The 11,694-nt window shown below is 69.6% G+C and carries 10 protein-coding genes and 4 pseudogenes; 5 read left to right on the forward strand and 9 right to left on the reverse strand.

The window, feature by feature from the left end; genetic code table 11:
• Positions 1-18 precede the first annotated feature (18 nt).
• The 4 genes and pseudogenes from OG798_RS41070 to OG798_RS41085 form a co-directional block, all read right to left on the reverse strand.
• On the reverse strand, positions 19-1,806 hold the full coding sequence (locus OG798_RS41070; RefSeq protein ID WP_328758661.1) for an FAD-dependent oxidoreductase: 1,788 nt from the start codon (positions 1,804-1,806) through the stop codon (positions 19-21).
• A complete protein-coding gene (locus tag OG798_RS41075; RefSeq protein ID WP_097227389.1) occupies positions 1,806-2,069 on the reverse strand; it encodes a UBP-type zinc finger domain-containing protein in 264 nt (87 codons plus the stop codon). The genes OG798_RS41070 and OG798_RS41075 overlap by 1 nt, the downstream gene beginning before the upstream one ends.
• Before the next feature lie 5 nt (positions 2,070-2,074).
• A complete protein-coding gene (trxA, locus tag OG798_RS41080) occupies positions 2,075-2,521 on the reverse strand; it encodes a thioredoxin (RefSeq protein ID WP_328758662.1) in 447 nt (148 codons plus the stop codon).
• Positions 2,518-2,862: pseudogene (locus tag OG798_RS41085) on the reverse strand (hypothetical protein); the annotation flags it as partial. The pseudogene OG798_RS41085 and the gene trxA, both read right to left, overlap by 4 nt.
• A 1-nt stretch (position 2,863) precedes the next feature.
• Between OG798_RS41085 and OG798_RS41090 the strand changes: the two are divergent.
• A pseudogene (locus OG798_RS41090) lies at positions 2,864-3,184 on the forward strand (DJ-1/PfpI family protein); the annotation flags it as partial.
• A 118-nt stretch (positions 3,185-3,302) separates the two neighbouring features.
• On the opposite strand, the gene uvrA reads toward OG798_RS41090, so the two are convergent.
• Both uvrA and OG798_RS41100 read right to left on the reverse strand, forming a co-directional pair.
• Positions 3,303-5,771, reverse strand: a complete 2,469-nt coding sequence (uvrA, locus tag OG798_RS41095; protein WP_328758663.1) for an excinuclease ABC subunit UvrA — start codon at positions 5,769-5,771, stop codon at positions 3,303-3,305.
• 60 nt (positions 5,772-5,831) lie between these two features.
• Positions 5,832-6,243: pseudogene (locus OG798_RS41100) on the reverse strand (transposase family protein).
• 53 nt (positions 6,244-6,296) lie between these two features.
• Between OG798_RS41100 and OG798_RS41105 the strand changes: the two are divergent.
• The 4 genes and pseudogenes from OG798_RS41105 to OG798_RS41120 form a co-directional block, all read left to right on the forward strand.
• On the forward strand, positions 6,297-6,485 hold the full coding sequence (locus OG798_RS41105; RefSeq protein WP_328758664.1) for a hypothetical protein: 189 nt from the start codon (positions 6,297-6,299) through the stop codon (positions 6,483-6,485).
• A gap of 112 nt (positions 6,486-6,597) precedes the next feature.
• Positions 6,598-7,719 (forward strand): hypothetical protein, encoded by a 1,122-nt coding sequence (locus tag OG798_RS41110; RefSeq protein WP_183127088.1) that lies wholly within the window; start codon positions 6,598-6,600, stop codon positions 7,717-7,719.
• 329 nt (positions 7,720-8,048) lie between these two features.
• Positions 8,049-9,224, forward strand: a complete 1,176-nt coding sequence (locus OG798_RS41115; RefSeq protein WP_097224299.1) for a glutathione-independent formaldehyde dehydrogenase — start codon at positions 8,049-8,051, stop codon at positions 9,222-9,224.
• Between the two features lie 214 nt (positions 9,225-9,438).
• Positions 9,439-9,789: pseudogene (locus OG798_RS41120) on the forward strand (FUSC family protein); the annotation flags it as partial.
• A gap of 671 nt (positions 9,790-10,460) precedes the next feature.
• Here the strand turns inward: OG798_RS41120 and OG798_RS41125 are convergent.
• From OG798_RS41125 to OG798_RS41135, 3 genes are read right to left on the reverse strand one after another with little or no spacing between them, the layout of a single operon-like run.
• Entirely contained in the window at positions 10,461-10,727 is a 267-nt protein-coding gene (locus OG798_RS41125; RefSeq protein ID WP_097224298.1) for a DUF4235 domain-containing protein, read from the reverse strand.
• A complete protein-coding gene (locus OG798_RS41130; RefSeq protein WP_120985914.1) occupies positions 10,724-11,194 on the reverse strand; it encodes a DUF3618 domain-containing protein in 471 nt (156 codons plus the stop codon). Before OG798_RS41130 ends, OG798_RS41125 begins: the two co-directional genes overlap by 4 nt.
• Positions 11,191-11,418: a phage holin family protein gene (locus OG798_RS41135; protein ID WP_328758666.1), complete on the reverse strand. Its 228-nt coding sequence runs from the start codon at positions 11,416-11,418 to the stop codon at positions 11,191-11,193. The genes OG798_RS41130 and OG798_RS41135 overlap by 4 nt, the downstream gene beginning before the upstream one ends.
• Between the last annotated feature and the right edge of the window lie 276 nt (positions 11,419-11,694).

Here is an 11,694-nt window from a genome sequence, read left to right on the forward strand (position 1 = left end):
TCCCGCATCTCCTGGGCGTCATGCGAGCCAAGCGGACTCCTTCGGACGGGTCTGCGGTGAGCTGTCGGTGCCGCCGTGCGCGGCCGTGCGGCCCAGGTAGCGGTGCACGAAGTGGACACTCATCGCGCCTTCGCCGACCGCGGAGGCCACCCGCTTTACCGAGCCGCTACGGACGTCTCCTACCGCGAAGACCCCGGGCAGGCTGGTCTCCAGGGTCATGCACGAGCGCCCGAGGCCGTGCCACACCTCGGGGTAGGCGCAGGCTTCCTGGGCCTCCGGGCCGGTGAGGACGAAGCCGCGGGAGTCGAGGGCAATGATGCCGGCGAGCCACTCGGTGTGGGGGTCGGCGCCGGTGAAGACGAACAGGCCCCGTACCGCGAGTCGGCTGTGCCCGCCCGTGCGGTTGTCGACCACGTCGAGCTCCTCCAGCACCTCCTGGCCGATGACCTCGGTGACCTCGGTGTGCAGCATGACCTCCACCCGCGGATGGCGTTCGACCTGGTCGACCAGGTAGCGGGACATGTTGGCCTCAAGGCTGGGTCCTCGGACCAGCAGGTGCACCTTCGGCGCGTACCCGGCGAGGAACAGCACCGCCTGGCCCGCCGAGTTGCCTCCGCCGACGACGGCCACCGGGTCGGTGCGGCACTGCTGGGCCTCGTAGACGGTCGCCGAGTAGTGGACGCTCGTTCCCTCCAGGCGTTCGATGCCGGGCACCTGGAGCCGGCGGTAGCGGGCGCCCGTGGCCAGGACGACGGCGCGGGCGGCGATCTCGCTGCCGTCGGCGAACGCCACCACGTAGTGGTCCTCGTCCTTGGGACGGAGACCGGTCGCCTCCAGCGGAACGCTGATCCTGGCGCCGAACTTGTCGGCTTGGAGCACGGCGCGTTCGGTGAGTTCGGCGCCTGAGATGCCGGCGGGGAAGCCGAGCAGATTCTCGATGCGGGACGACGTGGCGGCCTGGCCGCCGGTGGCCAACGCCTCCACCACGGTGGTGCTCAGGCCCTCGGAGGCGGCGTACACCGCGGCAGCGAGGCCGGCGGGTCCGGAGCCGACGATGAGGACGTCGCCGTGACGGTTTCCGGCGGGCAATGACGGCAGGCCGATGAGCCGGGCCAGTTCCGCGTTGCTGGGGTTGCGCAACAGGGTGGTGTCCCGCCAGATGACGAGCGGTGTCTCCTCCGGGCCGACGCCGAAGCGGCGCAGCAGGTCCTCGGCCTCCTCGTCGGTCTCCAGGTCGATCCAGCGGTGCGGCAGCCGGTTGCGGATGGCGAACTCGCGCAGCCGCCGGGTGTCGGGGGAGTAGCGCGAGCCGATGATGCGGAAGCCGACGCCCTGTCCGACGAGCAGCGCGCGCCGGCCCAGACAGGCGCGCAGCACGAGGTCCCCGATGGTGGAGTCCTGGGACACCAGGTGGCGCAATTGGTCCAAGGAGACGACGAGGACCTCGCCCGGGTCCCTGGCGACAGCGGTGTAGAAGGCCACCTGTCCGTGCAGCAGCCCGAGCTCGCCGATGAAGCGACCGGGGCCGTGCACGCGCAGCACGTGTTCCTCGGGAGTGCCATAGTCCTCGACGACGGCGACGGTACCGCTGAGCACGACGAAGAACGTCTCGCAGCGCTCCCCCTCCTGGATCAGCACGTCGTTCGGAGCCATGCTCCGGCGTTGCCCGTGCTCCGCCAGACGTGCTATCTGGTCCTCCGTAAGGCGCGGATACGCGCCGCAGGTGTCCGGGGTCTCCCGGAAGACGGCCTCGTCCGCTTCCTCCGGCACCGGTTCTCCGCCCGGCAGCGGCCGGTCGCCGGACATCAGACGAACGCCTCGTGAACGTAGCACCAGCGCCAATCCTCGCCGGGCTGGAACGACTGCACGATCGGATGGGCGTCGGCAGCTGCGTGCCTGCGCGCGTGCTTGTTCGGCGAGGAGTCACAGCAGCCGACGTGCCCGCAGGTCAGGCAGAGCCTCAGGTGGACCCACGGGGAGCCGAGCAGCAGACACTCCTGACACCCTTCTGGGGTCAGCGGCTGGACCGGCCGGACAAGCGCGAGGTGGGGGTCTGCGTGCAGGGTCATCCGGATCACCCTTCCCGGGCCGTGATCGACTGTTCCACCCACTGGCGCAGGACGGGGGCGGGTGCCGCCCCCGCCTGCCGGGCGACCGTCTCGCCCTGGTCGAGGACGAGCAGTGTCGGTACCGCCTGGACCTCGAAACGCCGCGACAGCCGCGGGTTCTTGTCGATGTCGACCTTGACGAGTTTGATGCGGCCGGTGAGATCGGTGGCGACCTTCTCCAGCGCGGGGCTGACCATGCGGCAGGGGCCGCACCAGGTGGCCCACAGGTCGACCACTACGGGGACGTCGGCCCGCCCGGCGACCTCGGTGAAGTCGTCGTCGCCCGCGTCCACCATCCACGGTAGGGGCTGCTTGCAGTGGCCGCACTTGGGGCGGCCCTCCGCGGCCACGGGCACCCGGTTGATGCGCCCGCAGTTAGGACAACTGACGGTCGTCGCCCGCATCGTGCTCATGCCGCCCGCGCTCCCTTCACGTCCTCGGGCTGGTCGTAGGTGACCACCAGCTCTCCGTGTTCGGCGTCGACGCGGACCGTCGCGCCGTCCTGGACGTCGCCGCGCAGCAGGGCGCGTCCGACCAGTGTCTCGACCTCGTGGGAGATGTAGCGGCGCAGTGGCCGGGCCCCGTACACCGGGTCGTAGCCCTGGTGGGCGATCACTTCTCTGGCGGCGTCGGTGAGTTCGACGGTGATGCGGCGTTCGGCGAGCCGCTGCCGCAGTTCGTCGTTGCGGAAGTCGACGGTGCGGCCCTGAGCGTCGGTGATGCTGCCGTCATCGAGGATCTGCAGCAGGGTGTTGACCATGAACCCTGACCAGCTGCGCATGGACCGCGACGCGGTGCAGTTCGTCAAGGACTTCATGGCCGGCGGGAAACCGGTCGCATCGATCTGCCACGACCCGTGGACCCTGGCGGAAGCCGACGCCGTGCGCGGCCGTCGCCTGACGTCCTGGCCCAGCATCCGCACCGACCTGCGCCACGCCGGCGCGGAGGTCGTCGCCGATCAGGAGGTGGTCGTCGACGGGCAGCTGGTCACCAGCCGCAGCCCGGCCGACCTGCCCGCCTTCTGCGCCGCCGTCGTGGAGCAGTTCGCCCGGGCGCACCACCCCATGCCCAGCTGACCCGGCGGAATGGGCCCAGACGGGGCACCTCGCGAGCGATATCCGCCACAAGCTGGAACGCGGCATCGACGCGAGCGACCCCGCGTCCTGAACCGGTGCTCAGCCCTTCGCGCCGTCGTCATGAGCGCGCGAGCCGGGCCGCGAGATAGGGCGCGGTGGCGCTGCGGCGGGCCCTCGCCACCTTGGCCGGCGGGCCCGCCGCGACCACCCGCCCGCCCGCGTCGCCGCCGCCCGGCCCGAGGTCGATGACCCAGTCGGCGGTGGCGATCGTGTCCAGGTCGTGCTCGACGAGGACGACCGTGTTGCCGGCGTCGACGAGCCGGTGCAGCTGTCGCAGCAGCAGCGCGATGTCCGAGGGGTGCAGCCCCGCCGTCGGTTCGTCGAGCAGGTAGAGCGCGTGACCGCGGCGGGCTCGCTGGAGTTCAGTGGCCAGTTTGATGCGTTGCGCCTCACCACCGCTGAGTTCCGTCGCGGGCTGCCCCAGCCGCAGGTACCCCAGTCCCACCTCGCGCAACGTCTCCAGACTGCGGGAGGCGGCCGGGACGGCGGACAGGAACTCGGCGGCGGCGTCGACGGACAGCGCCAGCACTTCCGCGATGTTCTTGTCGCGGTAGGTGACTTCCAGCGTTTCGGCGTTGTACCGGGCGCCCTGGCAGGTCGGGCACGGTGCGTAGGTGCCGGGCAGGAACAACAGTTCGACCGCGACGAATCCTTCGCCCTGGCAGGTCTCGCACCGCCCTTCGGGCACGTTGAAGGAGAACCGCCCGGCCGAGTAGCCGCGCGCCTTGGCCTCGTCCGTCGCCGCGTACAGCTTGCGCACCGCGTCGAACATCCCCGTGTACGTGGCAAGGTTGGACCGGGGAGTTCGGCCGATGGGCCGTTGGTCGACCCGGACCAGCCGGTCGAACGACTCGACCCCCGACGCGTCCTGGACGTCGACCTCCAGCTGCGCCTCGTCGGGCTCCTCGGGTACGAGTCCGAGGTGGCCGCGGACGACCTCGGCGAGCACCTGCGTCACCAGCGTCGACTTTCCGGAACCGGACACGCCCGTCACCGCCGTCAGTACGCAGAGCGGTACGTCGACGGACACGTCGTGCAGATTGTGGCGGGAGACGCCGCTCAGGTGCAGCCAGCCGTGCGATGCGCGCGGGCGGTGATCGAGCGGCTGGGCGCGCCCGAACAGGTACTGGCTCGTAGCCGACTCCCCGACCCGCTCAAGACCGGCGACCGGGCCGCTGTACAGGACGCGTCCGCCGCCCTCACCCGCGCCGGGGCCGATGTCGACCACCCAGTCCGCCCGCCGTACGACGTCCATGTCGTGCTCCACGACGAACAGCGAGTTGCCCGCCGCCTTGAGGCGGTCCAGCACGTCCAGCAGCGGTTCCGCGTCAGCCGGGTGCAGGCCCGCGGAGGGCTCGTCGAGGACGTAGACGACGCCGAACAGCCCCGAGCGCAGCTGGGTGGCGATCCGCAGGCGCTGCGCCTCGCCGGGCGACAGGGTCGTCGAGCGGCGCCCGAGGCTGAGATATCCGAGGCCCAGGTCGAGCAGTACGTCGACCCGCGCGACCAGATCGCCGCAGATCCGGACCGCGACCTCGGTCGTCTCCCCGGATCGGGCGGTCGACGTGGTGGCGTCGGCCTCGGACCGCCCCGCGACGGGCCGCAGCAGCGCCACGACCTCGGTGAGCGGCATCGCGTTGATCTCGGCGATGGAACGTCCGGCGAAGGTCACGGCGAGCGCCTCGGGCCGCAGTCCGCTGCCGTGACACTCGGGGCAGGGCACACTCCTGACGAACCGGAGCGCCCGTTCGCGCATCTTCTCGCTCTTGGAGTCGGCGAGGACGTGCATGACGTGCTTGCGGGCGCTCCAGAACTTGCCCTGGTAGCCGTAGTCGACGCGGTCCTCCTCCGGCTCGATGTACACGGAGGGCTGCTCGTCCGTGTACAGCAGCCAGTCCCGGTCCTTCTTCCTGAGCCTGCGCCACGGTCGGTCGATGTCGATCCCCAGGCCGCTCACGACACTGCGCAGGTTGGCGCCCTGCCAGGCGCCCGGCCAGGCGGCGATCGCCCCCTCGCGGATGCTCAGCGAGGGGTCCGGGACGAGCAGGTCCTCGGCGACGTCGTGCACGACGCCCAGTCCGTGGCACTCCGGGCAGGCCCCGGCCGCCGTGTTGGGTGAGAACGACTCGGCCTCCAGCCGTGCGGCCCCGGGCGGATAGGTGCCGGCGCGGGAGTACAGCATGCGCAGCAGATTGGACAGCGTGGTGATGGTGCCGACCGTCGAGCGCGAGCTGGGCGACCCACGTCGCTGCTGCAGGGCCACGGCGGGTGGCAGTCCGGTGATCTCCTGCACGTGCGGTGCGCCGACCTGTTGCAACAGCCTTCGGGCGTACGGTGCTACGGACTCGAAGTAGCGCCGCTGGGCCTCCGCGTAGAGCGTGCCGAACGCGAGCGAGGACTTGCCCGAACCGGAGACGCCGGTGAAGGCGACCATCGCGTCCCGCGGAACGTCGACATCGATGTTCCGCAGGTTGTTCTCACTGGCGCCCCGGACATGTACGAAGAGGTCGGTCGCGTCCTTGTTCACCGTTCCTGATTACCTGATCGCACCGGGAACCGCGCGACAGGAGCCGTCACCGGGCCCCGCTCACACGAGCGTCCGGAGTATCCCGCGGACGGCGTGGTGGAGGCCGTCGCCGTGCTGTCGGCAGCCGCGGAGGATCTTATGGTTCTTCATGCGTACGATCACATGCTCCACCCGGGCACGCACCTTGCGGTGGGCGGCGTTGTCCGCTTCTTCGCCTGCCAGTACGGCCCGGCGCGGGCGTTTGCGGTGCGGCACGACCATCCCGCAGTTGAGGTAGGCGCCGTCACCCAGGACGGTCACGTCCTGGCGTTGGATTCACCCGGTACACGGTGGACGAGGACACTCCGAACACCTGCATCGTGCCGTTGCCACCGCGCTCCCGCACTGCTTTGAGCAGCCGCGAAAACTGCGTCAACCGAAGTTCTGTGAACGTCTCCACCCACACCTGTTCAGCGCTCAACACCCCGGCCACACAAGGGAGATGCCCAGATCAGACGGGTGGCGTCGGCGGCCGGTGAGGGTGCCATGGCTATCCGCCTCGTGCACGAGCACCGGGACCGTGGAGAGGCACTCGGCATCGTGCTGGTGTCGGACGAGGGGAGGCAAGGACTGCGGTGTGAGCAGGAACGCCGCAGTGACATTGCCCGGGGTGGCGCACGCAACCGTGGCCCGGTGGTGGAGCAGGCCCTGTGCGCGGAGGACGAGGAGATCTGACCGTACCGCCTGCACCTGCTGGCAGGGGCCAGCGTGTCACGCGGCGTCGGCGATACCTCGGGGGCATCCTGTGGGCACGGGCGGTCGCGGGGGCAGCCGACGAGAAGGAGTCATGCGGGTGTCGTCTCAGGGCGTTACGGTCGTGGCTCTCCTGGCGGATCCCGACGCGCCCACGGAGATCGCGCAGCGCATGGCCCGGATACTTCCCACTCGGCTCGCCGACAAGTCAGGCCAGGGGCGACGGTTCGACGTCGAGGTGGTCAGTGAGCCCTTCACCGCAGGGACCGATGACCCGTCCACCTTGATGCGCCGGATCATGGACCGCGGAAGAGCGGAGAGTTGGGACATCGTCGTGGCCCTCACCGACCTTCCGCTGCACTCACACGGGCGCAAGCTCGTTGTGGATCTGAGTCACGAACACGGCTTGGCCCTGCTGTCTCTTCCTCCGCTGGGGGGCCTGCGTCTGCAGACGAGAGCCCGGCGGGCCGTGGAAGAAGCCGTGCTCAGCTTGGCGGGCCCGCGGGCCACCGGGGCTGAGGGAACTCCGCGGAGTCAGCCGCTTCTGGGGCCCTTCGTCAGTCGCCTCGCGCCTATTCACCCGGGCCAGGTCGGTGAGGAGGAGACCGCTGATCTTCGGTACGTCGTCAGCGGACCGCGCGGTTACCTGAGGGTGCTCGTCGGTATGGTCCGCGCCAACCGGCCGTGGCGCTTGGTGCCGGGCTTGTCGAAAGCCCTGGCGGCCGCACTCGCCACGGGAGCAGTCGCCACTGTGAACTCCACCATCTGGAACCTGGCCGAGTCCCTGAGCGCGCCACGCCTCGTGATCGCCACGGTCGGGTCCGTCGCGCTCATGATCGGCTGGCTGATCGTGGACGCGCAGCTGTGGCATCGATCAGCAGAGGTCTCGCGGGAGGCGAGGCAGAGGGCGAGGCTCTACAACGCCTCGACGGTCATGACCGTGGGTATCGGGGTGCTCGTCTGCTACGTGGGTTTGATCGTCATCAACTTGGTGTGGGCCCTGTTCATCCTCAACGGCCAAGTGTTCGCCTCCACGACACGAACCCCGCTTCACGCCGCGGAATACTGGACGTTGTCCTGGTTCGTCGCTTCGGTCGCCACGGTGGGCGGGGCGCTGGGATCAGGCTTGGAGAGCGACGAGGCGATCCGGGCAGCCGCCTACTCCAAGCGCGAACAGGAGCGCCGCCGAATACTCCAAGACGACGACGGCGACTAGCTGGTGACCCGAGTCGGAGATTCGTTGGTGGCTGGTGGTCGTCGGTGGTTGGTGGTCGTCCGTGTACGAAGATTCCGCTGCTGATCGATCGGTGCGTGGTTGTTTCGGTCAAGGGCCGACGGGGACTCGGAAGGCACGCCGCCGGAGCGCCGAAGCTCCGCCTGGGCAGGCCCACGGCGGCACCGCCGTTCCCCTGAACCGGGTGAACGGCCCACAGAGGCATGCCGGAGCCATGGACCCCGTCGGACCAACTCCCGGGAGTCAGGCTCGGTACGCCGTCTCCATCGCACCCGTGCTGCGGTCATGCCGCGGCACCGAAGGAAGCGATCATGAAAGCAGCGGTATATGAAGGCCCGCGAACGGTCACGGTGAAGGACGTACCGGACGCGAAGATCGAACACCCCTGCGACATCATCGTCAAGATCACCACTACCAACATCTGCGGTTCGGACCTGCACATGTACGAGGGCCGCACCTCGTTCGAGTCCGGCCGCACCCTGGGACACGAGAACATGGGCCAGGTCGTGGAGGTCGGCTCGGCCGTCCGCAAGGTCCAGGTCGGCGAGTATGTGGTCCTGCCCTTCAACATCGCCTGCGGCTTCTGCAAGCAGTGCGAGCGGGGTCTGACCAACTACTGCCTGACCATGCAGCCGGAACCGGCTCTCGCCGGGGCCGCCTACGGGTTCGCCGACATGGGCCCCTACCAGGGCGGCCAGGCGGAACTGCTGCGCGTGCCCTACGGCGACTTCAACGCGCTGCGGCTGGGTGAGGACGCCGCCGAGCGGCAGACCGACTACGTGATGCTCGCCGACATCTTCCCCACCGGCTATCACGCCACCGAGATGGCCCACGTCAAACCGGGCGACCAGACGATTGTCTTCGGGGCCGGCCCCGTCGGGCTGATGGCGGCCTACTCCGCCCTCCTCAAGGGCGCCGGGCGCGTCTGGGTGGCCGACCACCAGCCCGACCGGCTGCGCAAGGCGGAGGAGATCGGGGCCATCCCGATCAACACCGCCGAGCAGAAGCCGGCGGAGGTCGTCAAGGAGGCCACCCTCGGTCTGGGCGCCGACAACGGCTGTGAGTGCGTCGGCTACCAGGCACACGACCCCGAGGGACATGAGGACGCCAGCCTCACGCTCAACGGACTGATCGACTCGGTCAGGTTCACGGGCGACATCGGTGTGGTGGGCGTGTTCCTGCCGCAGGACCCCGGCGGCGCGGAGGCCCAGGGGGAACTGGAGGCGCAAGGCAAGGTCCCGATCGACTTCGGCATGATGTGGTTCAAGGGCCAGCACATGGGCACCGGGCAGGCGCCGGTGAAGAGGTACAACCGGGCGCTGCGGGATCTGATCGCCGGCGGGAAGGCAAAGCCGAGCTTCGTCGTCTCCCACGAACTCAGCCTGGACGAGGCCCCCACCGCCTACGAGCACTTCGACGCACGTGACGAGGGCTGGACCAAGGTGGTCCTGCATCCGAACGGACACGGGAACGGCCACAAGCGGTAGGCGACCCGGGGCCGCCGTCCGCCCGTCCTCCGGCCGGGGCTGGGGGCAATCGCCCGCGCTTCTGTCGGACCTGAACCAACGGCGATTGCCCGCGCTCCGGCCCGGTAGGACGGACGGCGGACGCTCAGCAGTGTCCGCAGTGGCTGCACCCCGTCCAGCGGCTGCGGCCGCCGGCCTGTTCGCGGGGCGTGTGGGAGGCTTCCCTGCCCGACGGTTGCCGCACCTCAACCAGGCCGATGCGACCCGGCAGGGTGTTCCGGCTGGGCTCACACCCGTGACGTGGCTGCGGGCCTTCGGGGAGGTCGTGCGATCCGGGCTCACGATCGAGGAGACGCGGCTGGAGCCCCTGCTCGCGCTGCGCACGGCCGCTGGGCTGGCGATCGTCATCGGGCCGGCGCTGTGGCTGGTCTCTCCTGCCTATGCCGCGTCCGCCGCCCTCGGTGCCTACTCCGCGGGTGGGGCCACCTTCCAGCGCACCTGGCGTCCACGCAAGGTGATCGCGCTCGGCGCGGGCGCGGGTCTGGCGCTCAGCACCTTCGTGGGCTACCTGGCCGCGGGACGACTTCCCCCAACGGCGGATCGGGAACAGTAAGATCAGCGCGGCCTGCACCACGCCCCCCATACGGCCAGCAGTGGGAGGAACGTCACTGGTGATTGGAAGCCTCAACGAGTTCACCGACGGCGGCGCGGCGAACCCGGAGGAGATCGCGCATCCCACCGCATCAAGCGGGGCGCCGGTCACCCATGGCCTCGGGCTTTTGAGAGGCGGTGCTGGTTCGGCCTCGCGCTCTCAGCTTGGGAAGCGACGGCGCTCGCGGAGTCGGACAGCTTCTGACCTGGGCGTATGTGCTCTTTTATGGCACTCGTCGGCACGGAATCGCACCGCTGTTGACCGTGGTTCACCGGTCTTATGGGCACGCTATGGGCACGCAGTCGATTCGGAGGCGTGGAGGGCCCCTCTTGGCGGCCGACGGGTGGCTGAGCTTGGGAAGTCGGCGGCGGCCGGAAGGACGTCGTTACAGGAGCACATGGAGAAGCACGCCTGGGCTGGCAGGCGTTTGGCGACCTCTTTCGTCGGCTTCTGGCTCTCTGCCCGGTTGTCCGAAGACGAGAGGGGCCCGGCAACCGCAAGGGGGCATGGCGAAGGGGAGAGCTGGAAGGTGTCTTCCTTCTGGAAGCTGACTGCCCGTCGGCGTCCGCCCGGCTGCGGGCTGCGGGGGACGCCGAGGGAAGTGGTCAGCCGGGCCAGGTGCCGGTCAGTCGGCGGACAGCGGTGGCGCCGCCGCGGTCGACGGCGGCTTTGACGCCGGCGAAGATCGCTCCTTGCAGGGCGGCTGCCGACAGGACCTCGGGCCAGGTGCGGTGCTCGTCGGTGGCGTTGGGGGTGTCGTCGTCGTGGCCGAGCCGTTTCCAGACCTGCTTGAACGCCGCACCGGCCAGCATGCCGCTGAGGGCGCCCATGGCCATGCCGAGTGGTTTGTAAGCGATCTTGCTCGCTTTCATCGGTGCTTCCTGGAGCGACGGATGAGCAGCAGCGCGATGAGTGCGCCTGCCGCGGCGAGCAGCGGAGCGCGGTTGGCTCGTGCCGCCCGCAGACCCTGGCCGGCCTTTTCGCGTGCCGGCTTCGGGGTCTTCTCCCAGGCGAGCTGACCGGCGTGAACTGCCTTGTCACGGACCTGCTCCGTGGCGGCGGCGGCCTTGGCCCGCACAGGCTCCGGGGTCCTGTCCTGCACCTCGTGGACTACGCGTGATGCTGTGTCCCGCAGTTGGGCCTTGGCCTGTGCCGCCTTCTCCTCGACCTGTTCCCTGACGGCGTCCGTCTTCTCCTGGGCGCGGGCCTTGACATCGGCCTTGGCCGCGAGCGCCTCCACGGTCTCGCCGAGCTCCTCGCGGGTCGCCTCGACCTGCTTGCGCAGTTCCTCCGTGGAGGGGGCTGCCTCATCGCCCGTGTGCGGCTTGTCCTGGGTCATCGCTGTGCCTTCTCCCTGATTTCGGCTACGTCGGCCTTGACGCTGTCGATGGTCTGTTCCGGTGCAGGCGGGTATGCCTTGCTGATCTGCCGCTTGCCGAGAGCTGCCATCAGCGCGGCGACGGCGCGGACCAACTGCGACAACTGCTGCGAGGCGCGGTGGACCAGGTCGCCGACCGGTTCCTGTGCTCCACTGTCGGTGCGTGGGGAACCCTCTGCGGTCATGGGCGCTCACCTGTCCTTCGTCGGCGTTTCGGCAGGTCCTGTGACGTTCGGCGTCCGTTCGTGCTCACCGGAGGTCGTGAACCGCCGTGGGCGGCGACCAACCGGCCTTCGCCTGCCACCGTTTGATCCTGTGTCCGTGTACCCGGGCAACGGCGCCTCACCGCTGCTCGGAGCAGACGCCATCACAGCGGTCCTGAGCTGACACCGTGATTGCTATTTCGGTGCGTTTATGGTTCCGGTCGTTTATCGGGCGAAGGGAGACCATGACCGACCTTC

The organism is Streptomyces sp. NBC_00271, from assembly GCF_036178845.1.
GTDB lineage: Bacteria > Actinomycetota > Actinomycetes > Streptomycetales > Streptomycetaceae > Streptomyces.